Source organism: Citrobacter sp. Cpo040 (genome assembly GCF_030332915.1).
GTDB classification, from domain to species: Bacteria; Pseudomonadota; Gammaproteobacteria; order Enterobacterales; family Enterobacteriaceae; genus Citrobacter; species Citrobacter portucalensis.
This window is the reverse complement of record NZ_JAOWGX010000037.1, coordinates 443,981-466,720: the sequence shown is the minus strand read 5'-3', so window position 1 is coordinate 466,720 and position 22,740 is coordinate 443,981. Positions and strand designations below refer to the sequence as shown.

Annotated in this window: 23 protein-coding genes and 3 pseudogenes; 11 read left to right on the top strand and 15 right to left on the bottom strand. The window is 52.1% G+C overall.

Annotated features, from left to right (window positions below; translation table 11 throughout):
• The first annotated feature begins 128 nt into the window (after window positions 1–128).
• Window positions 129–1,175, top strand: coding sequence for an L-asparaginase 2 (ansB, locus tag OGX86_RS20715; protein ID WP_003027108.1), 1,047 nt, complete (start codon window positions 129–131; stop codon window positions 1,173–1,175).
• A 114-nt stretch (window positions 1,176–1,289) separates the two neighbouring features.
• Here ansB and hemW read toward each other — a convergent pair whose 3' ends face one another.
• Genes hemW through OGX86_RS20690 form a run of 5 tightly spaced genes read right to left on the bottom strand, consistent with a single transcriptional unit; the run spans window position 1,290 to window position 4,596 of the window.
• Window positions 1,290–2,426 (bottom strand): radical SAM family heme chaperone HemW, encoded by a 1,137-nt coding sequence (gene hemW, locus OGX86_RS20710; protein WP_286640588.1) that lies wholly within the window; start codon window positions 2,424–2,426, stop codon window positions 1,290–1,292.
• The gene (locus OGX86_RS20705) at window positions 2,419–3,012 is read right to left on the bottom strand and encodes an XTP/dITP diphosphatase (RefSeq protein ID WP_003825414.1); all 594 of its coding nucleotides are present in this window, start codon (window positions 3,010–3,012) and stop codon (window positions 2,419–2,421) included. Before OGX86_RS20705 ends, hemW begins: the two co-directional genes overlap by 8 nt.
• Window positions 3,013–3,019: 7 nt before the next feature.
• Complete coding sequence (yggU, locus tag OGX86_RS20700; RefSeq protein WP_003027101.1) at window positions 3,020–3,310, bottom strand: DUF167 family protein YggU; 291 nt, start codon at window positions 3,308–3,310, stop codon at window positions 3,020–3,022.
• Window positions 3,307–3,873 (bottom strand): YggT family protein, encoded by a 567-nt coding sequence (locus OGX86_RS20695; protein WP_003825417.1) that lies wholly within the window; start codon window positions 3,871–3,873, stop codon window positions 3,307–3,309. The genes yggU and OGX86_RS20695 overlap by 4 nt, the downstream gene beginning before the upstream one ends.
• 18 nt (window positions 3,874–3,891) lie before the next feature.
• Entirely contained in the window at window positions 3,892–4,596 is a 705-nt protein-coding gene (locus OGX86_RS20690) for a YggS family pyridoxal phosphate-dependent enzyme (RefSeq protein WP_048215572.1), read from the bottom strand.
• 17 nt (window positions 4,597–4,613) lie between these two features.
• Between OGX86_RS20690 and OGX86_RS20685 the strand changes: the two are divergent.
• The 3 genes and pseudogenes from OGX86_RS20685 to OGX86_RS20675 form a co-directional block, all read left to right on the top strand.
• Window positions 4,614–4,739 (top strand): annotated as a pseudogene (locus tag OGX86_RS20685) (type IV pili twitching motility protein PilT); the annotation flags it as partial.
• Window positions 4,740–5,091: 352 nt separating this feature from the next.
• Window positions 5,092–5,451, top strand: a complete 360-nt coding sequence (locus OGX86_RS20680; protein ID WP_071692592.1) for a hypothetical protein — start codon at window positions 5,092–5,094, stop codon at window positions 5,449–5,451.
• A complete protein-coding gene (locus tag OGX86_RS20675) occupies window positions 5,451–5,870 on the top strand; it encodes a DUF3828 domain-containing protein (protein ID WP_048225501.1) in 420 nt (139 codons plus the stop codon). Before OGX86_RS20680 ends, OGX86_RS20675 begins: the two co-directional genes overlap by 1 nt.
• Before the next feature lie 5 nt (window positions 5,871–5,875).
• On the opposite strand, the pseudogene OGX86_RS20670 reads toward OGX86_RS20675, so the two are convergent.
• Window positions 5,876–6,046 (bottom strand): annotated as a pseudogene (locus OGX86_RS20670) (YggS family pyridoxal phosphate enzyme); the annotation flags it as partial.
• A gap of 17 nt (window positions 6,047–6,063) precedes the next feature.
• Between OGX86_RS20670 and OGX86_RS20665 the strand changes: the two are divergent.
• Entirely contained in the window at window positions 6,064–7,044 is a 981-nt protein-coding gene (locus tag OGX86_RS20665; protein WP_136392336.1) for a type IV pilus twitching motility protein PilT, read from the top strand.
• Here the strand turns inward: OGX86_RS20665 and ruvX are convergent.
• The 8 genes from ruvX to metK form a co-directional block, all read right to left on the bottom strand.
• Complete coding sequence (gene ruvX, locus OGX86_RS20660) at window positions 7,041–7,457, bottom strand: Holliday junction resolvase RuvX (protein ID WP_136392335.1); 417 nt, start codon at window positions 7,455–7,457, stop codon at window positions 7,041–7,043. The two genes, OGX86_RS20665 and ruvX, sit on opposite strands and share 4 nt — an antisense overlap.
• Window positions 7,457–8,020, bottom strand: coding sequence for a YqgE/AlgH family protein (locus OGX86_RS20655; protein WP_003027086.1), 564 nt, complete (start codon window positions 8,018–8,020; stop codon window positions 7,457–7,459). Before OGX86_RS20655 ends, ruvX begins: the two co-directional genes overlap by 1 nt.
• Window positions 8,021–8,196: 176 nt before the next feature.
• Window positions 8,197–9,144 (bottom strand): glutathione synthase, encoded by a 948-nt coding sequence (gshB, locus tag OGX86_RS20650; RefSeq protein ID WP_003027083.1) that lies wholly within the window; start codon window positions 9,142–9,144, stop codon window positions 8,197–8,199.
• Between the two features lie 19 nt (window positions 9,145–9,163).
• Window positions 9,164–9,895: a 16S rRNA (uracil(1498)-N(3))-methyltransferase gene (gene rsmE, locus OGX86_RS20645; RefSeq protein ID WP_008785768.1), complete on the bottom strand. Its 732-nt coding sequence runs from the start codon at window positions 9,893–9,895 to the stop codon at window positions 9,164–9,166.
• A gap of 74 nt (window positions 9,896–9,969) precedes the next feature.
• Window positions 9,970–10,677: a deoxyribonuclease I gene (gene endA / locus OGX86_RS20640; protein ID WP_008785767.1), complete on the bottom strand. Its 708-nt coding sequence runs from the start codon at window positions 10,675–10,677 to the stop codon at window positions 9,970–9,972.
• A gap of 94 nt (window positions 10,678–10,771) precedes the next feature.
• Window positions 10,772–11,269, bottom strand: a complete 498-nt coding sequence (locus OGX86_RS20635) for a SprT family zinc-dependent metalloprotease (RefSeq protein ID WP_003825440.1) — start codon at window positions 11,267–11,269, stop codon at window positions 10,772–10,774.
• A 76-nt stretch (window positions 11,270–11,345) separates the two neighbouring features.
• Complete coding sequence (gene galP / locus OGX86_RS20630; RefSeq protein ID WP_008785766.1) at window positions 11,346–12,740, bottom strand: galactose/proton symporter; 1,395 nt, start codon at window positions 12,738–12,740, stop codon at window positions 11,346–11,348.
• 397 nt (window positions 12,741–13,137) lie between these two features.
• The gene (gene metK, locus OGX86_RS20625; RefSeq protein ID WP_020996311.1) at window positions 13,138–14,292 is read right to left on the bottom strand and encodes a methionine adenosyltransferase; all 1,155 of its coding nucleotides are present in this window, start codon (window positions 14,290–14,292) and stop codon (window positions 13,138–13,140) included.
• Between the two features lie 418 nt (window positions 14,293–14,710).
• Between metK and yqgG the strand changes: the two are divergent.
• The 5 genes and pseudogenes from yqgG to speB all read left to right on the top strand — a co-directional run.
• Window positions 14,711–14,812 (top strand): annotated as a pseudogene (gene yqgG, locus OGX86_RS20620) (small protein YqgG); the annotation flags it as partial.
• 258 nt (window positions 14,813–15,070) lie between these two features.
• Window positions 15,071–15,217, top strand: a complete 147-nt coding sequence (yqgB, locus tag OGX86_RS20615; protein WP_071692618.1) for an acid stress response protein YqgB — start codon at window positions 15,071–15,073, stop codon at window positions 15,215–15,217.
• Window positions 15,210–17,186 carry a biosynthetic arginine decarboxylase gene (gene speA / locus OGX86_RS20610; RefSeq protein ID WP_071692619.1) on the top strand — a complete coding sequence of 659 codons (1,977 nt, stop codon included), beginning with the start codon at window positions 15,210–15,212 and terminating at the stop codon, window positions 17,184–17,186. Before yqgB ends, speA begins: the two co-directional genes overlap by 8 nt.
• A 152-nt stretch (window positions 17,187–17,338) precedes the next feature.
• Entirely contained in the window at window positions 17,339–18,070 is a 732-nt protein-coding gene (locus OGX86_RS20605) for a hypothetical protein (protein WP_128317343.1), read from the top strand.
• Between the two features lie 131 nt (window positions 18,071–18,201).
• Window positions 18,202–19,122 carry an agmatinase gene (gene speB, locus OGX86_RS20600; RefSeq protein WP_005123314.1) on the top strand — a complete coding sequence of 307 codons (921 nt, stop codon included), beginning with the start codon at window positions 18,202–18,204 and terminating at the stop codon, window positions 19,120–19,122.
• Window positions 19,123–19,223: 101 nt separating this feature from the next.
• On the opposite strand, the gene loiP is transcribed toward speB, so the two are convergent.
• Complete coding sequence (gene loiP, locus OGX86_RS20595; RefSeq protein ID WP_048225486.1) at window positions 19,224–19,982, bottom strand: metalloprotease LoiP; 759 nt, start codon at window positions 19,980–19,982, stop codon at window positions 19,224–19,226.
• A gap of 279 nt (window positions 19,983–20,261) precedes the next feature.
• Between loiP and tkt the strand changes: the two genes are divergently transcribed.
• A complete protein-coding gene (gene tkt / locus OGX86_RS20590) occupies window positions 20,262–22,253 on the top strand; it encodes a transketolase (RefSeq protein WP_048215577.1) in 1,992 nt (663 codons plus the stop codon).
• Window positions 22,254–22,740: the final 487 nt, after the last annotated feature.

The following is a 22,740-nucleotide window of genomic DNA, read 5'->3' as shown; positions in this document are numbered from 1 at the left end:
TTTTTTTGATATCCATCTCTAAGAACGGCAATTTGGTGGAGATATAAATCTGGTTAATTGGAACTCGTCACATTATTCATCTGTAGGATAGACATAATGCTGCAAATTCAAGTAACTGGAGAAATAACATGGAGTTTTTCAAGAAAACGGCACTTGCCGCACTGGTTATGGGTTTCAGCGGCGCGGCGCTTGCACTGCCAAACATCACCATTTTAGCGACCGGTGGGACGATTGCCGGCGGCGGTGATTCCGCGACAAAATCTAACTACACGGCAGGCAAGGTTGGCGTAGAAAATCTGGTTGAGGCCGTACCTCAATTGAAAGATATCGCTGTCGTTAAAGGCGAGCAGGTGGTGAATATCGGCTCCCAGGATATGAATGACGAAGTCTGGTTAACGCTGGCGAAAAAGATTAATACCGAGTGTGATAAAACCGACGGCTTCGTGGTAACACATGGTACGGATACCATGGAAGAAACCGCCTATTTCCTCGACCTGACCGTCAAGTGTAACAAACCGGTGGTGCTGGTCGGCGCAATGCGTCCGTCTACGGGTATGAGCGCTGATGGCCCGTTTAATCTGTATAACGCAGTAGTAACTGCCGCAGACAAAGCCTCTGCCAACCGCGGAGTGCTGGTGGTGATGAACGACACCGTTATGGATGGTCGTGACGTGACTAAAACCAACACTACCGACGTCGCTACCTTCAAATCCGTTAACTACGGCCCGTTGGGTTACATCCATAACGGTAAAATCGACTACCAGCGTACGCCTGCGCGTAAGCACACCACGTCTACTCCGTTCGATGTGTCTAAGCTGACCGAGCTGCCGAAAGTTGGAATTGTTTATAACTACGCTAACGCCTCCGATCTGCCGGCAAAAGCGCTGGTGGATGCGGGTTACGCCGGGATCGTCAGTGCGGGTGTAGGTAACGGTAACCTGTATAAAACCATTTTCGATACGCTGGCAACCGCCGCGCATAAAGGTACCGTTGTAGTGCGTTCATCCCGTGTACCAACGGGCGCCACTACACAGGATGCAGAAGTTGATGATGCAAAATACGGATTTGTGGCTTCAGGTTCCCTGAACCCGCAAAAAGCACGTGTTCTGCTGCAGCTTGCGCTGACTCAAACCAAGGATCCTAAGCAGATCCAGGAAATGTTTAATCAGTATTAATCGATGAAGGTGGCTGCGCTTACCGCCCTAACCCTGTAGGCCGGATAAGACGCAGCCGCCATCCGGCAATTTTCCTGATGACGCTACGCTTATCAGGCCTACATTCACCAGCCATCACTCCGCCAGAAACAGCTCCAGCAGCGAATTCAAGAACAGCTTACCGTGTTGGGTAATCTGCCAGTACTCATCGCATTCACTCAGGTAGCCCTGGGAAATAGCCTTATCGATCTGTCGACGAATAACGTCTTCGGTAAGACCGGTATATTGCGTAAACTCCGCGCGAGGCGCGGCTTCCAGCAGCCGGAAACGATTCATGAAGAACTCGAACGGCTTATCGGCTTCGGCAACATCGCGCTGGCTTTCGAGATAACGCCCTTGCATATACCCACGCGGATGCCGTGTTTTGGTGGTGCGCAGGATGCGTCCGTCAGGGAATGTGATCTTACCGTGCGCGCCGCAGCCAATGCCAAGATAGTCGCCAAAACGCCAGTAGTTAAGGTTGTGCTGACACTGATAACCCGGTCTGGCGTAGGCTGAGGTTTCGTACTGCTGATATCCCGCGGCGGTCAGCAGCTGGTGGCCTTGCTCAAAAATATCCCACAGCGCGTCATCGTCCGGTAATACCGGAGGACGAGAACCGAACAGCGTGTTGGGTTCGATGGTTAACTGATACCAGGAAAGATGCGGCGGGTTGAGCGCGATGGCCTGCTGTAAATCGCCCAGCGCCTCTTCCAGCGTCTGATCCGGCAAACCATGCATCAGGTCGAGGTTAAAGCTGCGTAGCCCCAGACCGCTCGCCAGGTGTGCTGCTCGTTTGGCTTCTTCCGGCCCGTGAATACGTCCCAGACGCTCAAGTTTGACGGAGCTAAAGCTCTGTACGCCAATCGAGATACGGTTGACGCCAGCGCGTTGATAATCCACAAAGCGGTCGGCTTCCACCGTCCCGGGATTCGCCTCCATCGTGATTTCTGCATCTGCGGCCAGATTCAGCCGTGCTTGCACGCCGTCGAGCAGCGTTTGCATCGCTGGGCCAGAAAGCAGGCTCGGCGTACCACCACCGATAAAAATCGTCTTTACTTCACGTCCCTGGGCGTGGGCCACCTCAGTATCCAGATCGCTCAGCAGATGCTGCACATAGTCGTCATGAGGGACTTCGCCCTTTAGTGCATGCGAGTTGAAGTCGCAGTACGGGCATTTCTGCACGCACCACGGGATGTGAATATAAAGACTTAGCGGCGGAAGCTTAACCATTGCGCAGGGCATCCAGCAACAGCTTCAGCGCCTGTCCGCGGTGAGAGATCGCACTCTTTTCTTCACGGGTCAGTTCGGCGGCGGTTTTCCCTTCAGACGGCACAAAGAAGATCGGGTCGTAGCCAAAACCACCGTTTCCGGCAGGTTCACGGGTAATCACGCCCGGCCAGCTTCCGTGGCACACAACAGGCGTTGGATCGTCTGCATGACGCATATACACCAGCACGCAGTGGAACTGCGCCTGGCGCTTGTCATCAGGAATATCCTGCAGGGTGTGAAGCAGTTTTTCCAGGTTCTGCTGATCGGTCGCATCTTCGCCGGAATAGCGGGCTGAATAGATACCCGGCGCGCCGCCAAGGGCATTTACTGCCAGACCTGAGTCATCAGCAATGGCCGGTAAGCCGGTAATTTGCGCGGCATGACGCGCCTTCAGAATGGCGTTCTCAATAAACGTCAGCCCGGTCTCGTCTGCAGAATCAACACCCAGTTCCGTTTGGGCAACAACATCAAGACCGAAATCACTCAGAAGAGAGGCGAGTTCACGCACTTTACCGGCATTGCCGGTCGCGAGGACAACTTTTTGCATGGGATACCTAATCAGTTAACGCCGCAATTTCGGGCGGGATCTGTTGCGGATGAATGATTTTAACCTGTTTGTGACGACCAAGCTCGCCCTTCTCAATGACGACCTGGCTTTTTGCCACACGGAACTGTTTGCCGAGAAACTTCACCAGATGGCTATTGGCCTGGCCATCTACTGGCGGGGCGGTAATGGCGACTTTAACTTCGTCGCCATGTAAACCCACAATACTGTCACGGCTGGCTTTAGGCTGAATGTAGAGCCGTAAAACCAGACCGTCGTCGCAGGGTGTAACGGCACTCATAGCGCCATCCACAGCCCCGGCAGCAGCATGTTGCCTGTCGCCTGCAACACTTCCGCGATGCCCATGTTAATAACGTAGAGCAGCAGAACCAGAATCATTGGGGAGAAATCGATCCCGCCCATGCCTGGAAGTATGCGACGGATAGGACGCAGCAGCGGATCTGCCAGTTGAATCAGCACGTACTCTACAGGACTGCGGCCCTGGCTGACCCAGCTCATAATTGCCATCACCAGCAGCACCCAGAAAATCAGCAGCCCGATAGTCTTCAGGACAATCAGTACGGCGGCGATCCAGATGATCGGCTGGAACGTGACCACCTTAAACAGCACGATTGCTTTGATAAAGCTGAGAACGAGCGCAACTAATGCCGATGCGCTGTCGATCGGCCCCATCGGGGGAATAATGCGGCGTAACGGCCCAATGATGGGCTGAGTGATTTTCACTATAAACTGCGAGAACGGGTTGTAAAAATCGCAGCGAGACCATTGCATCCACACGCGCAGCAGCAGCGCCATGGTATACAGCTCAATTACCGTTGAGAGCAGGAAGGTCAACGTATTCATGGTGTTCCTTAGTTTTCCTTATTTTTTAGTGTAATCACGAGCACCAAAAATGGCAGTGCCAATGCGCACCATCGTGCTACCCGCCGCGATGGCGGCATCCATATCATCAGACATTCCCAGTGAGAGAGTGTCGATGCCTGGGTAGCGTGTTTTCAACCCGGCAAATGCTACCGCCATTTGCTGTGCAACTTCAAACTGCCTTACATAATCTGACTCTGGAGCCGGAATCGCCATCAGACCACGCAGGGTAATGCGCGGCAGTGCAGCGACTTCAGCGGCTAGTGCATCAAGCTCTGCCAGCGAAATTCCTGACTTACTGTTCTCATCGCTGATATTAATTTGGATCAGTACATTGAGCGGCGGCAGTTCCGCCGGGCGCTGCTCGCTCAGACGGGCAGCGATACGCAGACGGTCGATCGTATGGCACCAGTCAAAGTGCTCGGCGACCAGACGACTTTTGTTGGACTGCAGCGGGCCGATAAAGTGCCACTGCAGATCGTTGACGCCTTTTTCCTGGAAGTAGCGGATTTTATCCACCCCTTCCTGCACATAGTTTTCACCGAAGGCTCGCTGCCCTGCGGTAATGGCTTCTTCGATGGCGCTCGCAGGTTTGGTTTTACTGACTGCAAGCAGCGTAACTTCTTCTGAAGACCGCCCGCAACGCGTCGCGGCGGCTGAGATTTTGTCCCGGACATGTGCCAGGTTATGCGCGATATCGTTCATTTTCCGAGGATGTTCATATGAATATGGAAGAAATAGTGGCCCTTAGTGTAAAGCATAACGTGTCGGATCTACACCTGTGCAATGCATGGCCTGCGCGCTGGCGCATACATGGAAAAGTCGAAATCGCACCATTTACTACACCTGGTGGGACTGTGGATGTGCTGAGTACAAAATGTGAGTCTGTAGGAAGATGTAAACAGATTTAACAAATAGAATTTTTAATTCGTTTTTATTTAGCTCAAGTTCGCTTTAATTTAAAGGTTTAAAGTAATAAAAACAGGTGTGAAATTATATCTCTAATAAAATTAAGCTATTACTTAATTGGTGGGGTGAATATTGTTGCTTATTTTATAACTAAACGATAATACACATTGCAAATATAAGTTTGGGACATGGTGATGATGTCAATAAATGGAGTTGGAAGCATTTAATGTTCATGCTAATGGTTCGCTTTGTGATATTTAATATTCTTCATTTATAAATGAGGTGTTGTAAATGTGGAATAAGGAAGCCGCTATAAATTTTGTTAGACATAATGCTCATCCACACGCTACGGGTTATTGTGCCAGGGCAGTAACAGCAGCTATCGAACATGGCGGCGTATCATTACATCATGATAATGCTAAAAATATGGGTAAATATTTAGTATTAGCTGGTTTTCGTGAAGTATATGGGAATCCTATAAAAGGTGATGTTGCTATAATCCAACCATATACTGGAGGAAATACAGCAGGTCATATGGCGATTTTTGATGGGCATTACTGGTGGTCAGATTTCAAGCAGGAACATGGCGTGTACCCCGGGCCTGGTTATCGTAAAAGTCAGCCTTCGTATAAATTATATAGGCACAACTGATGAAGCGATTAATATTATTTACTTTTCTATTCTCATCATTTGCTATGGCAGAAATAGTTCCTGCTGATATGCAAGCATTAAAATTCAATGCCTGGTATATAAAGCAGATTGCTCATAATATCATTCCAGTTGCAGATAACCCGACGGCATTAGAGCCTTTTGTTAGTATTGATACATTGAATGAATTAAAACAAGCTTATATGAACAATGAGCTTGAAGAGGATTATTTTCTAAAGGTTCAGGATTTTGCAAATGAAGACTGGAGTAAGCATATTAGTATTGATCTAACTATAACTGATCCTATTTGTACCAATGTCTATTTAACATTTGGAACAGGTGAGTCATCTCAAAAAGTCATTGACTGCATGGTAGAAGAAAATGGTGTATGGAAAATCAAGAGCGTGGCTACTCGCCATTAGTTATTGTTTTCACCAATTGAAAATAATCCTGCGGTAATGGCTTCTTCGATGGCGCTCGCAGGTTTGGTTTTACTGACTGCAAGCAACGTAACTTCTTCTGAAGACCGCCCGCAACGCGTCGCGGCGGTTGAGATTTTGTCCCGGACATGTGCCAGGTTATGCGCGATATCGTTTATTTTCCGAGGATGTTCATATGAATATGGAAGAAATAGTGGCCCTTAGTGTAAAGCATAACGTGTCGGATCTACACCTGTGCAATGCATGGCCTGCGCGCTGGCGCATACATGGAAAAGTCGAAATCGCACCATTTACTCCGCCTGACGTGGAGAATCTGCTGATGTGCTGGCTCAGTGAGCAACAACAGGTACAGTGGCGGGAACAGGGGCAGGTAGATTTTGCTATTGCGCTGGCAGGTTCCCGGCGGCTGCGCGCCAGTGCTTTTGCTCATCAACAGGGAACCTCGCTGGCGCTAAGATTGCTCCCGCTTGATTGCCCACGTTTAGACGATCTCCAGACCCCTGACGTCATACCTGAACTGCTGCGCAGTGAAAATGGGTTAATTCTGGTGACAGGCGCTACCGGTAGCGGTAAATCAACGACCCTGGCGGCGATGGTTGAGTACCTTAATCAGCAAGTTGCTGGGCATATTCTGACGCTGGAAGACCCGATTGAATATCGCTACACCAGCCAGCGTTGTCTTATTCAACAACGGGAGGTGGGCGTGCACTGCGCTTCTTTTGCCGCTGGTTTACGCGGCGCGCTGCGTGAAGATCCCGACGTCATTTTGCTGGGCGAGCTACGCGACGTGGAAACCATTCGTCTGGCGTTAACCGCAGCGGAAACTGGGCATCTGGTGCTGGCAACGTTACATACGCGAGGGGCGGCGCAGGCCATCGCGCGGCTGGTGGACACCTTTTCGGCAACAGAGAAAGAGCCGGTGCGTAACCAACTGGCAGATAGCCTGAGGGCGGTACTTTCGCAAAAGCTGGAGGAAGATAAACAGGGAGGGCGCGTGGCGCTATTTGAGCTGCTCGTCAACACGCCAGCCGTGGGCAATTTGATTCGTGAAGGGAAAACGCATCAGCTACCCGGCGTAATTCAAACCGGGCAGCAGACAGGTATGCAGACATTTGCGCAAAGCCAGCAGCAGCGTCAGGCGCAGGGGCGGATTTAGTAGCCCTGCTCGAAATAGCTTTCGAGGATGACCACGGCAGAAGCGGAATCTACTTTGCCTTTATTCAACGCCCGATAACCGCCTTGTTCAAACAGGCCAGAGCGGGCTTCGACGGTGCTCAAGCGTTCATCGTGCAGCTTTACGGTTACGCCAAAGCGACCGTGAATACGGTTAGCGAACTTACGCGCGCGCGCGGTAAGGGGCTGTTCTGTGCCATCCATGTTGAGCGGCAGGCCTATGATAATTTCATCCGGCTGCCACTCTTTCAGCAGGCGTTCAATCAAACTCCAGTCCGGCGTACCGTCCTGCGCTTTGATGGCGGGCAACGGTCTGGCCGTACCGGTAATGCGCTGACCAACAGCAACACCAATACTTTTCGTACCAAAATCAAAAGAGAGTAATGTTCCGCTCATCAGGCATGTCCCGCCACGCCAGGCATGGTCTGAATATCTATCCCGATAAGCTTCGCCGCATCGCGCCAGCGGTCGGCAATCGGCGTTTTGAATAAGATGTTGAGGTCTGCTGGCGCCGTAAGCCAGGCGTTATCCAGTAGCTCTTGTTCCAGTTGACCTTTTTCCCATGATGAATAACCCAGCGCAACCAGCACTTCGGACGGTTGCTCCTGCGTACCCAGGGTTTCTAGTACATCGCGGGAGGTAGTGATGATGGTGTTATCTGAGATGCGAATACTGGAGGCAAAGCGTGACGGTGGAGTGTGGAGAATAAATCCACGGTCTTCCGCCAGCGGGCCGCCGAGCATCACTGGTTTATCCAGACGAATGGCCGGATCGCGTTCTTCTGGGGTAATCTTCAGCTTTTCCAGGATCCCTTCAATCTGTAAGTTTTCCAGAGGCTTATTGACGATAATCCCCATTGCTCCGTTCTCATTATGTTCACAGATGTACACCACGGAACGGCGGAAAATCGGATCCTGGAGAGCAGGCATGGCAATCAGAAAGTGATGCTGTAAATTCATTGTCAGAGGTTCTGTTTCCTGGTTCAAAAAAGCTACAGAGCCCAGTATGTGGGCAAAGCTCGAAGATGTCACCCTCTGAAGATAGCATTGCCGGATGGCGGCTTCGCCTAATCCGGCCTGCGGGGTGTAATTTCAGGCCGGATAAGACGCGATGGCGTCGCTATCCGGCAACATATTTATTTCTGCAAACGCGCTTCAATGGCATCCATCAGCATACCGGTAATCGAAACCGGGAACTCCGCTTCAATTTCACGAATACAGGTTGGGCTGGTGACGTTAATTTCCGTCAGACGATCGCCAATGATATCCAGACCGACAAAAATCAAACCTTTCGCTTTCAGCGTTGGCCCAATGCGACGTGCAATTTCCCAGTCGCTGTCGGTCAATGGACGCGGCTCACCACGACCACCTGCGGCCAGGTTGCCACGGGTTTCGCCGCCCTGCGGAATACGCGCCAGGCAATAAGGAACGGGTTCGCCATCGACCACCAGGACGCGTTTATCGCCATCTTTAATTGCTGGCAGATAGTTCTGCGCCATGCAGTAGCGGGTACCGTGTTCGGTCAGCGTTTCAGCAATGACGCCAAGGTTCGGGTCGCCTTCCTTCACACGGAAAATAGATGCGCCGCCCATACCATCAAGCGGTTTGAGAATGATGTCGCTGTGTTTTTGCCAGAAGGCTTTCAGCTGCGCTTTGTTACGCGTGACCAGCGTTTCCGGCGTCAGGTCGGCAAACCATGCGGTGAACAGCTTTTCGTTGCAGTCGCGCAGGCTCTGCGGTTTGTTGACGATCAGCGTCCCTTTTTCTTCTGCACGTTCCAGAATATAGGTTGCGTAGATGAACTCGGTATCAAATGGCGGATCCTTACGCATCAGAATAACGTCCAGGTCTGCCAGCGGGAGATCCTGCTCGCTCTTGAACTCATACCATTTGTCGTAGTTCTGCTCTACGCTCAGGGTACGCGTATGGGCGCGGGCTTCACCGTTGATCAGATAAAGATCGGCCATCTCCATATAATGAATTTCGTAACCGCGACGTTGCGCTTCCAGCAGCATAGCGAAGCTGGAATCTTTCTTGATGTTGATGCTTGCGATGGGATCCATCACGATGCCGAGCTTGATCATTGTCTTCTCCGTTTATGCCTTAGCCCAGATCGCCAAAACGCACCTGTAGCGCAGTAATGGCGGTGAGCGCGGTTGTCTCAGTACGCAGAACGCGAGGTCCTAACAGAATATCAGTAAACTGATAACGTGCGGTCATGGCAATTTCATCTGCCGACAACCCGCCTTCCGGGCCAATCAGCAAGCGGATGCGTTCCACCGGCAGCGGCAGCGTATTGATGCTGGCGCTGGCGCGCGGATGCAGGTTCAGTTTCAGACCTTCGTCCTGTTCCGCGCACCATGCTTCCAAATCCATTGCCGGGCGAATTTCGGGCACCCGGTTACGACCGCACTGTTCGCAGGCGGCAATGGCGATTTTCTGCCACTGCTGGAGCTTCTTGTTCAGGCGTTCACTGTCCAGTTTAACGCCGCAGCGCTCAGAAAAAAGTGGCGTAATGAGGCTTACACCCAGTTCGATCGATTTTTGGATAGTGAATTCCATTTTTTCACCGCGCGACATCACCTGACCCAGGTGGATGTGCAACGGCGACTCACGATCGTCGAGTTCAGCATTAAGTACCTTCACATCCACGCTTTTTTTACTGGCGTGGGTGATTTCAGCGTCGAATACCTGATTGCTGCCATCAAACAGCTGTAGCGCCTGGCCCGGTCCCATACGCAGCACGCGGCCGATATGGTTGGCTGCATCTTCACACAGTGAAATTTGGCTGCCGGAGGTGATTGGCTCAGGGTGATAAATGCGAGGAATGCGCATAGTTAAACATCCGCGTCATGGCCCTGTGCTACGAAAGGCCAGGGCATGGTTAAAAATATTGACGCTAGTGTAGGTTAGCTCTTTTGCGCCTGGCAAGCGCGTTGCACATATGGGTTATGGTTCCCCTGTACCTTTGCAATGCGTTCGTCGCGCTCACACTCCCAGTCGGTGACCGGATATTGCTTATTCCAGGCGTTAAAAAGCTGAGTTTGCTGGCGGGAGAGCGTTAGATCGTACTGGTCGCGCATGTAAAAATAGGTACGAGCAATGGCACCGCGGGCGCGGGCTGGCGGCTCGGCAACTTTCTCTTTGAAGTCGACCTTCATGGCGCATTGCCCATACTGACCCTCGCCACCGTTCCACTGGCTGTACATGAAGTTAGCGCGATCGCCATTTACCTCACCCACCGCAGGTTGCAGGTTATGCATGTCGCTTTCCATCTTACGATAGACCGGATCTTTGGCGCAGTTTTTACGCCCTCCGTCCTGCCAGCACTGACGCTGATGACCAAATTGCCAGGCGGGGACAACGTGCTCCCATTCAATTCGACTGGCGCGGTTTTCATTTTTTCGCACTTTATAGCCGCAGGATTCGAGGTCAACGACCCCTTTTTTGCCTTGCCAGTTAATTTTACAACCGCAGTAGAAATCGCCCGGCGCATCGGCGTTAACCTTGACGCCTGCTGCTTTTGCCTGAGAAAAACTGTTGATGCCTTCGGCTAAAACCGGGCCTGAAAACGCAGCGGCTAACAGGGCCGCAGCAAAAGAAAAATGACGGTACATCACAAACTCCGTGTCAAAACGAGCCCGCAACGTAGCGAAAGTTATTCCAGTATGCAATCAGTTAGGTCAGAAAAGTTCCTGATAATTCTGAAGATTATTCTGCAACCAGTGGTTCGCCGCAGTGAACACAGCGGTAGGTGGCCTCACCGCGTACAACGCGGTTATGGCGGCGGACGGTCAGTTGGTGCTCCTGACACTTACAGCGGTAAGTAAAAGTCTTGCGCTGCACCGATTGCAGTTCAAACTGATGCGTGCGCCGGGCCGGTACGCCCAGAACGCTTTCCATCATCCATTTCCACTCTTTCCCGTGTGGCGGCACGCGCCCAAAGTGCTTCCACACCAGTAAATGCGCCAGTTCATGGGGTACCACTTCGTTAATGAATGCGTCGACGTTTTCCATCAGCAGGACGGGATTAAGGCGAATTTCATAGGTTTGTAGCCACGCAGTGCCCGCGGCGGTGCCGCGCTGTTGGTAAACCAGCTTTGGCTCCGGGTATTGGCGTTCGAGCTTGAGATTGGCCTGGGCGAGTTTTTCCCGCAGGCTACGCATAACGGCTTGCTGGATGGCGATAGGGAGACGGGAGGTTTTCATAACGCCAGAGGATAGTGCGACAGGGAAGGGACTGCAAGAGGAAGGCTTCCTCCGCAGGGGAGGAAGCCTTTGGTGATTAGTCGTGTGCGCCAATTTCGCGCAGTTTACGACCTTTCATCAGGTTACGCTCAATGTGTTCCAGAGAGACGTTTTTAGTTTCAGGGATCAGCCACAGAGTCAGGAAGATGAACAGTACGTTCAGGCCGCCGTATACCCAGAAGGTGTTGGCGCTGCCCAGTGAGTTCAGCATCGTCAGGAAGGTTGCGCCGACGATCATGTTGGCAATCCAGTTGGTTGCAGTAGAGCAGGTGATGCCGAAATCGCGGCCTTTCAGCGGCTGGATTTCAGAGCACAGTACCCAAATCAGCGGACCGGCGCTCATGGCAAAGCCAACGATAAACATCAGCAGCATCAGTACTGCGAAGTATTGTGCGGATGCCGAGTGAATACCCACGTGCATCATTGTACCCAGCACGCCCATACCAACGGCCATCACGATAAAGCCAAGGATCAGCGTAGGCTTGCGGCCCCAACGGTCAACCAGGCCAATGGCGATAAAGGTTGCCAGCACGTTGGTCAGGCCGACGATAACAGTCCCCCACATCTGCTCGGTGGTGTTGGTGTAGCCCGCCAGCTCAAAGATTTTCGGTGCGTAATACATGATGACGTTCATCCCGGTGAACTGCTGCATCACCTGTAACAGAACGCCAAGGAATACTGCGCGACGGAAGTTGCTGTTTTCTTTAAACAACGCCCAGCCACTCTGCTTTACCTGCAGGCTTTCACGGATTTCATCCAGCTCGCGTTTGGCTTCTGCGCTGGTGTCACGCAGACGCAACAGGACGCGTTCGGCATCAACAAAACGACGTTTAGCTGCAAACCAACGTGGGCTGTCCGGCAGGAAGATAACGCCAACCAGCAGCAGCAGGGCAGGGATGATGATTACACCCAGCATCCAGCGCCATGCGCCGCTGTAGCTAAACGCTGTATCGGAAAGATACGCGCCCAAAATACCGATGGTGATCATCAGCTGATACATAGAGATCATGCTGCCACGAATCTTTTCCGGGGCAATTTCAGACAGGTACAGCGGCGCGGTATAAGACGCAACGCCTACAGCCAGGCCGAGCAGCACGCGGGAAACCAGCAGGACTTCAACGTTTGGCGCAGCGGCGGAGAACAGTGAACCCGCAACAAATAAGATCGCACCGATCATCAGGCTTTTTTTGCGTCCCAGTTTGAAGGAGAGCCAACCGCTGCCGACAGCACCTACCGCCGCACCAAACATCATGGAGCTCACCACCCATTCCTGAGTGTGCGGGGTAATTTGAAACTCGTCGGTGATGAACGGTAAAGCACCGGCAATAACACCGATATCCAGGCCAAAAAGTAATCCAGCCAGGGCTGCCAGAAAGCAGACAAAAAATGTCATGGCTTTGTTGGAACGCCCCGTTTTTTTATTGTCAGGCATGATGCCCTCCGGTTGGGTAGCTAGTTTTGTTGATGTTAAGGGTAGGTGAGTACGGGGTAAAAAAATGCGAATCACATCACATTAGTGTAATCGCTTACACTGCCATTCATGCAGCTTATTAGTTAACTAATTGAAAGTTAGTATTATTTATTGGGATTAAATAATGTTGGTCGTCTGAATTTAAGACAATGATGAAAGATAATGTAACAGTGATGCAAGTGTGCTGGCTAAGAGATGTTAATTCAAGGTAGAGGGAAATATGGTGTGATGTAATCGCTTTCATTTTCATTTAAAGCAATAGTAATCATCGCGGTTTGGTGATGGATGTGGGAGAGGAAATAGGTATAAAAAAGACCAGCGCGAGGCTGGTCTTCATAAGCGTTAAGTCTGGTTTAAATTACTTCAGACCGGCAGCGTCGCGCAGCAACTGTGCTTTGTCGGTTTTTTCCCATGGGAAATGTTCGCGACCAAAGTGACCGTAAGCAGCGGTTTCTTTGTAAATCGGGTGCAGCAGATCCAGCATCTGAATCAGGCCATACGGGCGCAGGTCGAAGAACTCACGTACCAGCAGGGTCAACTGCTCTGAAGGCACTTTTTCAGTACCGAACGTTTCCACCATGATAGATGTCGGTTCTGCCACGCCGATTGCGTAGGAAACCTGAATCTCACAACGGTCAGCCAGGCCTGCGGCAACGATGTTTTTCGCTACGTAACGGGCAGCATAGGCTGCGGAACGGTCAACTTTAGACGGATCTTTACCAGAGAATGCACCGCCGCCGTGACGCGCCATGCCGCCGTAGGTATCAACGATGATTTTACGACCGGTCAGACCGCAGTCGCCCATCGGGCCGCCGATAACGAAACGACCAGTTGGGTTGATGAAGAATTTGGTCGAAGCGGTCAGCCATTCAGTCGGCAGTACCGGCTTGATGATCTCTTCCATAACGGCTTCTTGCAGCGATTTCTGGTCGATATCTTCAGAGTGCTGAGTAGACAGAACAACCGCATCAATACCGACGATTTTGCCGTCGTCATACTGGAAGGTTACCTGGCTTTTGGCATCCGGACGCAGCCAGGATAAGGTGCCGTTTTTACGCACTTCAGCCTGACGCTGCACCAGACGGTGAGCATAGGTAATAGGTGCTGGCATCAGCACGTCGGTTTCGTTGGTTGCATAACCAAACATCAGGCCCTGGTCGCCTGCGCCCTGTTCCAGCGGATCAGCACGGTCAACACCCTGGTTGATGTCCGGAGACTGTTTACCAATCGCGCTCAGTACCGCGCAAGAGTTGGCGTCAAAGCCCATGTCGGAATGCACATAGCCAATTTCGCGAACCGTGTTACGGGTGATCTCTTCGATATCAACCCATGCGCTGGTGGTGATCTCACCGCCAACTAAAACCATACCGGTTTTGACGTAGGTTTCGCAGGCAACGCGTGCTTTTGGATCCTGTTCCAGGATTGCATCCAGCACAGCATCAGAGATTTGGTCAGCGATTTTGTCAGGATGCCCTTCTGATACGGACTCGGACGTAAAAAGGTGTTTTGCCATATTTAATTTCACCTAAGGAGAATTTGGTTAGCTCAAACTGTCGAGTGGAATAGTCATGTGTAGAAGATTCTACCATGAGTCTGCAGATGACGGACACTGGCAGTCTGAGTGTTAATCGGTATAGATGGATTAACATCTGGACGGCTATTTTAGGACAGTTCTTCGCCTGATTTCCAGCTTTTTTTGATTGAGGTCGCATTGTACTGAAAATGTAACTGGAAATTTTTCCTGACGGTGCTGGCAATGTGCATATTTATCTTTTGCATTTTCGTACTGTTGTCGGTATAAAACGCGGCGCGCGGCTCATACAAAAGCACACGACGTTTTCATCGTGTTGCCACTTCCAGCCGGGTTAAAACTTTAGCTTTGGCTTGTGGGTTCGTTCCGTAAGGAGCAACCGTGGAGGTGATACGAGATAATGAACCGTTGTATTCTGCAGAATCTGTCGCACCGTTCTGGTGTACATATGTCCCCCGCAATCTGCATCTCTGCTTTGCATACCTGTCGATGTTATATACACAAAATCATTTATGCTGCGTCGAGGCGGCAAGTGAATGAGTCCCCTGAACGTACGAGTAGTACGTGACTGGGGCGAATGAGCGTAGCCAACAAAGAGGCTGCATGAAGGATGAAGTGTATACCCATCTCGGCGTATCTCAGGACTCAAGAGCCGGTAACGGTCACTAAGAACTGAACAAGGGCGCTCTTGGTAAACAAGAGTTTTCTCGTGGTTTCGCCGAACTGTCAGCATTAAGTTCGGTTACGTGTTTACATTGATATGAAAAAGAAACCGGTCGCACAGTCGGAGCGTCAGCACTATCTGCTGCAAATTCTGCCTGTATTTGGGTTGTTATCGCGTCTTCGGATTGCGATAGTAGTCAACTGTTTTACACTTGTTAATAAAATTGAGGTTCGCTATGTCTGACGACATTTCTTTGGGTTCGCCTTCGTCAGCAGGCGAACACGGTGTACTACGCTCCATGCAGGAGGTTGCAATGAGTTCCCAGGAAGCCAGCAAGATGCTGCGTACTTACAATATTGCCTGGTGGGGTAATAACTACTACGACGTCAATGAACTGGGTCACATTAGCGTGTGCCCGGATCCGGACGTACCCGAAGCGCGCGTTGACCTTGCTGAGTTGGTGAAAGCCCGTGAAGCGCAGGGCCAGCGTTTGCCTGCATTGTTCTGCTTCCCGCAGATCCTGCAACACCGTCTGCGTTCGATTAACGCCGCGTTTAAACGTGCCCGTGAATCTTACGGTTACAACGGTGACTATTTCCTCGTTTACCCGATCAAGGTCAACCAGCACCGTCGCGTGATTGAATCGCTGATCCACTCTGGCGAACCGCTGGGACTGGAAGCGGGTTCCAAAGCTGAACTGATGGCCGTTCTGGCCCATGCCGGAATGACCCGTAGCGTGATCGTGTGTAACGGTTATAAAGACCGCGAATATATCCGTCTGGCGCTGATTGGCGAGAAGATGGGCCATAAGGTCTATCTGGTCATCGAGAAGATGTCTGAAATTGCAATCGTGCTGGATGAAGCTGAACGCCTGAATGTCGTTCCGCGTCTGGGCGTGCGTGCGCGTCTGGCGTCGCAGGGCTCTGGAAAGTGGCAGTCCTCCGGCGGGGAAAAATCGAAATTCGGCCTGGCGGCAAACCAGGTGCTGCAACTGGTCGAAATTCTGCGCGAGCGCGGTCGTCTGGACAGCATTCAGTTGCTGCACTTCCACCTTGGCTCGCAGATGGCGAACATTCGTGATATTGCCACCGGCGTACGTGAATCGGCGCGTTTCTACGTTGAGCTGCACAAGCTTGGCGTCAATATCCAGTGCTTCGACGTGGGCGGTGGTCTGGGCGTGGATTACGAAGGTACCCGTTCGCAGTCTGACTGTTCCGTAAACTACGGCCTGAACGAATACGCCAACAACATCATCTGGGCTATTGGCGACGCCTGCGAAGAACACGGTCTGCCGCATCCGACGGTAATCACCGAGTCTGGCCGCGCGGTTACCGCGCACCATACCGTGCTGGTATCAAACATTATCGGCGTTGAGCGTAGCGAACACACAGAAGCAACGCCTCCGGCTGATGATGCGCCGCGTGCTTTGCAAAGCATGTGGGAAACCTGGCAAGAAATGCATGAACCGGGAACCCGTCGTTCACTGCGTGAATGGCTGCACGACAGCCAGATGGATCTGCACGATATTCACGTTGGTTACTCTTCAGGTACCTTTAGCCTGCAAGAGCGCGCGTGGGCTGAGCAGCTTTATCTGAACATGTGCCATGAAGTGCAGAAACAACTCGACCCGAGCAACCGTGCGCACCGTCCGATTATCGACGAGCTGCAGGAGCGAATGGCGGATAAGATTTACGTCAACTTCTCGCTGTTCCAGTCGATGCCGGATGCGTGGGGGATTGATCAGCTGTTCCCGGTAATGCCGCTGGAAGGGTTGAACCAGGTGCCTGAACGCCGTGCGGTGCTGTTGGATATCACCTGCGACTCTGATGGTGCTATCGACCACTACGTTGACGGTGATGGCATCGCGACCACGATGCCGATGCCGGAATATGACCCGGAGAACCCGCCGATGCTGGGCTTCTTTATGGTGGGGGCGTACCAGGAGATCCTCGGCAACATGCACAACCTGTTTGGTGATACCGAAGCGGTTGACGTGTTCGTCTTCCCTGACGGCAGCGTAGAAGTGGAATTGTCCGACGAAGGGGATACTGTGGCGGATATGCTGCAGTACGTGCAGTTGGATCCGAATACCCTGCTGACGCAGTTCCGTGACCAGGTGAAAAACACCGATCTGGATACCGAGCTGCAGCAACAGTTCCTCGAAGAGTTTGAGGCCGGTCTGTACGGTTATACTTATCTCGAAGACGAGTAATTAAGACATATCTGCTTGAGGGCCGGCTTATTTATATAATCCGGCTCTTTTTTTATTGATGGAATCTGAAATATAGTCACAACCCTTTCTTTTATTTTTTAATACACCTACTGTTTCCGCTGTAATAAATCGGAAACAGAAAGGGAATCGAGATGAAGGGATTAAAGTGGAACGTCTTTTTTGCTGTGATTTTTTTACTTGCTGGTGGGTGTTCTGGGCCAGTACAGTATAGCAGTGCATCTTCGCCAGCTGTAGGCACGGCCTGGGGCGAAGAGGTTCGCTCAACGGTAACGGGCATATCGGTAGAACGTGCGGAGCGCGATCCTGCTGAAGTTATATTAATAAATTACTCCGCAAAGCATTCGACGGGTTACGATAGAGTATACAGCATACGCATTAGTGACTTGGAATATGCCGTTCGCGATGCTAATTTTAATTCCGTACCTATTACCCGTTTTTACAACTCATCAGTTGGCCAATGGCAATATAGGCTTCCTGCCAAAGTGGGGGCAAATTATCAATTATATGTGCGCAATTATAGCCGAGATACAAACTATGAAATCGTGGCGACAGTGGATGGGCTTGATGTACTTAACGGTAAACCTGGTTCGCTGAATAATAGCGGCTATATTGTTAATGCAGGAGATTCACTGGCAATCAAAGGGTTCAGAAAAGACAAGCATACTGAAGCGTCATTTCAGTTTTCCGATGTTTCTGACGCCTACGCCGCTAACTCTGCACAGGGAGACGTGCGCAACATTGGAGTGATTGGTTTTGCCGCCTTTGCTTTGCAGGGGCCGGCCGTCAAAACATTCCCGCCTTGCTCCGCGCAAGCCTTCCCGGCGGACAGTAATGGTTACGCCCCGCCGCCATGTCGTCAATAACGCGCTGCTTGAAGCGGGGAAGTTTTAAGGCGATAATTGCACAAAATGTGTTTTAAAAAATCTAACCCTTCCTCGTCGGGCCTAACGACGCGGAAGGGTTTTTTTATACCGACGAATATGAGGTTTTTGCCATGAGCACCTTAGGTCATCAATACGACAACTCCCTGGTTTCTAACGCCTTTGGTTTTTTACGTCTGCCGATGAACTTCATGCCGTACGACAGCGACGCCGACTGGGTGATCACCGGCGTACCGTTTGATATGGCAACGTCTGGCCGCGCGGGCGGACGTCATGGTCCGGCGGCGATCCGTCAGGTTTCCACTAACCTGGCGTGGGAGCATAACCGCTTCCCGTGGAACTTCGATATGCGCGAGCGCCTGAACGTGGTGGACTGCGGCGATCTGGTCTATGCCTTCGGTGATGCGCGTGAAATGAGTGAAAAACTGCAGGCTCATGCTGAGAAGCTGCTTTCTGCCGGTAAGCGCATGCTCTCCTTCGGCGGCGACCACTTCGTCACGCTGCCGCTGCTGCGCGCGCACGCTAAGCATTTTGGTAAAATGGCGCTGGTGCACTTTGATGCCCACACCGACACCTACGCTAACGGCTGTGAATTCGACCACGGCACCATGTTCTACACTGCGCCGAACGAAGGTCTGATCGATCCGAATCACTCAGTGCAGATTGGTATCCGTACCGAGTTCGACAAAGATAACGGCTTTACCGTGCTGGATGCCTGCCAGGTGAACGATCGCGGCGTAGATGACATCATCGCCCAGGTTAAGCAGATTGTTGGGGATATGCCGGTCTACCTGACCTTTGATATCGACTGCCTGGATCCGGCGTTTGCTCCGGGTACCGGTACGCCGGTCATCGGCGGTCTGACGTCCGATCGCGCGATCAAGCTGGTACGTGGTCTGAAAGATCTGAACATCGTCGGGATGGACGTCGTTGAAGTGGCTCCGGCCTACGATCAGTCTGAGATCACCGCGCTGGCGGCGGCTACGCTGGCTCTGGAAATGCTGTACATCCAGGCAGCGAAAAAAGGCGAGTAAGTTGTTTTGCCGGATGGCGCTAACGCTTATCCGGCCTACAGCTGGTTGATGTTTGTAGGCCGGATAAGGCGTTCACGCCGCCATCCGGCAGTGTTCAAGGGTTATTTGATCCCGTCGGCGCTCATGCGATCGCGAATATGCTGCGCACGTTCTGCGGATGCCGGGTGATCGTCAAACATTGAGCTTTGACGTCCAGCTTCCAGTTTGGCCAGTTTCTCAAAGCTGGTGGCTAAACCTGCCGGATTGATCCCGCGTTTGCGCAACAAATCATACGAGTAATCATCCGCCTCGGATTCCTGACGCTGGGAGAACTGCGAGTTCACCAGTTTCTCGCCAAGATCGCCCAATTGCGACTGCGACAGGCTGCCGACAATGCCGCCAGCGGATGCCGCCGCTGCACGTACGGCGTTGGTACCCAGCGCAACCTGCATACCTTTTTTCACGTGACCCAGCGCGACGTGGCCCATTTCATGGCCGATCACCGCTTCGACTTCGTTGTCGGTCATCATATCCATCAGGCCGCTGTACACGCGGATACAGCCGTTAGCCATGGCAAAGGCATTCACATCTTTCGCCATATAGACTTTGTAGTTCACCGGCTGGCCGTTAATGTTATCGCCAAGCGCGGCGGCGATTTTGCCAAGACGCGTTGCGTACTCGCTGCTGGTCGGGGCGATAGTAGCCTTGCTGTCCATATCTTTACAGGCCTGATCGCTCAGCGCTTTTACCTGAGCATCGCTCAGACTGTAGGCCTGAAAAGCCTCCGCGCCAGAAGAAAGCAGTCCGTTGGAGTCCATGTTCTGGCAGCCGGTCAATGCCGCAGCCATGCTCGTAGCAAGCAGTAAAGCGCGAATTTTCATTTTTTCTCTTCCGCACAAAGTCAGGATTATTCTAAAAATTACGTCGTTTGCAGGTGAACCGACGCTCGGCCTAAGTATAAAGAAAAGAACAATACGCGGGCGAGAAGATTGCGCAACTTGCGCGCATGATCCAGAGATTTCTGAAGCGGCAAAAGGATGCTCCATGTACATGACACGCGGCTTGGGTTACATTGTTGGCACTTTTTTCCGGCGTAGCCCAAAACGCGCTGTCGTCAAGTCGTTAAGGGCTCAGCCTTCATTATCCGATCTGGAGTCAAAATGTCCTCACGTAAAGAGCTTGCCAATGCTATTCGTGCGCTGAGCATGGACGCAGTACAGAAAGCCAAATCCGGTCACCCGGGTGCCCCGATGGGTATGGCTGACATTGCCGAAGTCCTGTGGCGTGATTTCCTGAACCACAACCCGACTAACCCGTCCTGGGCTGACCGTGACCGCTTCGTGCTGTCCAACGGTCACGGCTCCATGCTGATTTATAGCCTGCTGCACCTCACCGGCTACGATCTGCCGATGTCCGAGCTGCAGAACTTCCGTCAGCTGCACTCCAAAACTCCGGGTCACCCGGAAGTGGGTTACACCGCCGGTGTTGAAACCACTACAGGTCCTCTGGGTCAGGGTATTGCGAATGCAGTGGGTATGGCTATCGCTGAAAAAACGCTGGCGGCGCAGTTTAACCGTCCAGGTCACGACATCGTTGACCACTTCACCTATGCTTTCATGGGCGACGGCTGCATGATGGAAGGTATCTCTCACGAGGTATGTTCCCTGGCCGGTACGCTGAAGCTGGGTAAACTGGTTGCGTTCTACGATGACAACGGCATCTCTATCGATGGCCACGTTGAAGGCTGGTTCACCGATGACACCGCGAAGCGTTTTGAAGCTTACGGCTGGCATGTGGTCCGTGGCGTTGATGGCCACGATGCTGACGCCATTAAACGCGCAGTTGAAGAAGCACGCGCAGTAACCGACAAACCGTCCCTGCTGATGTGCAAAACCATCATCGGTTTCGGTTCTCCGAACAAAGCGGGTACTCACGACTCTCACGGTGCACCGCTGGGCGATGCAGAAATCGCACTGACCCGTGAACAGCTGGGCTGGAAATACGCGCCGTTCGAAATCCCGTCTGAAATCTACGCGCAGTGGGATGCGAAAGAAGCCGGTCAGGCAAAAGAAGCTGCATGGAACGAGAAGTTCGCTGCTTATGCGAAAGCCTTCCCGCAGGAAGCGGCTGAATTCACCCGTCGTATGAAGGGTGAAATGCCGTCTGACTTCGACGCAAAAGCGAACGAGTTCATTGCTAAGCTGCAGGCTAATCCGGCGAAAATCGCCAGCCGTAAAGCTTCTCAGAACGCGATTGAAGCCTTCGGTCCTTTGCTGCCTGAATTCCTCGGCGGCTCCGCTGACCTGGCACCGTCTAACCTGACGCTGTGGTCTGGTTCGAAAGCGATTAACGAAGATACTGCCGGTAACTACATCCATTACGGTGTGCGTGAATTCGGTATGACCGCTATCGCGAACGGTATCTCCCTGCACGGTGGTTTCCTGCCGTACACCTCCACCTTCCTGATGTTTGTGGAATATGCCCGTAACGCGGTGCGTATGGCTGCGCTGATGAAACAGCGTCAGGTCATGGTCTACACCCACGACTCCATCGGTCTGGGCGAAGACGGCCCGACTCACCAGCCGGTAGAGCAGGTTGCTTCTCTGCGAGTGACCCCGAACATGAGCACATGGCGTCCGTGTGACCAGGTTGAATCCGCCGTTGCGTGGAAATACGGTGTTGAGCGTCAGGACGGCCCGACCGCGCTGATCCTCTCCCGCCAGAACCTGGCACAGCAGGAGCGTACCGAAGAGCAACTGGCAAACATCGCTCGCGGTGGTTACGTGCTGAAAGACTGCGACGGTCAGCCGGAACTGATCTTCATCGCTACCGGTTCTGAAGTTGAGCTGGCTGTGGCTGCGTGGGACAAACTGACTGCCGAAGGCGTGAAGGCTCGCGTGGTTTCCATGCCGTCTACCGACGCGTTCGACAAGCAGGATGCCGCTTACCGTGAGTCTGTGCTGCCGAAAGCGGTTTCCGCTCGCGTTGCAGTGGAAGCAGGTATCGCTGACTACTGGTTCAAATACGTGGGCCTGAACGGCGCAATCGTCGGTATGACCACCTTTGGTGAGTCTGCTCCGGCAGAGCTGCTGTTTGAAGAGTTCGGCTTCACCGTAGACAACGTTGTCGCGAAAGCAAAAGAACTGCTGTAATTTCGATTACAGGTGAAAACGGGTCGCTCAGGCGGCCCGTTTTTTTTTGCTTTTCCGGAACGCGCCGCGCGTTGCGCAATCGCACGGCTCAGTCTGCTATCCAGACCGTCTGCGGCATCATTGAAGGGCTCCGGGACTCGGACCTCGCGCTGGTGATTAGATGCAGGTCAGGGGGCTTTCTGATTTAAATCAGGGTGTGTAACACGACAATGAAATAATTTTGCTACGGTTATTCGTCATTCTGGAATATGGAATAAATTTAGCGTTGAAGGGCGTTAAAATGTGATGCAAGTCAGATAACTGTGTTCTGTTGCTGGACAATCATTCCTTTTATTCCGCGTTTCGCTTATTCTAGCTGAAGCGTTTCAGTCGATTAAATGTTCGACAATTAACCAATTAGTCGCAGTTTGCGACAGGTAAGGTTTCCCTGAGCGATTTGCTGCATTACTCTGTCTGCCACATCGTTTCTGAGAAATCCTTGCAGGAG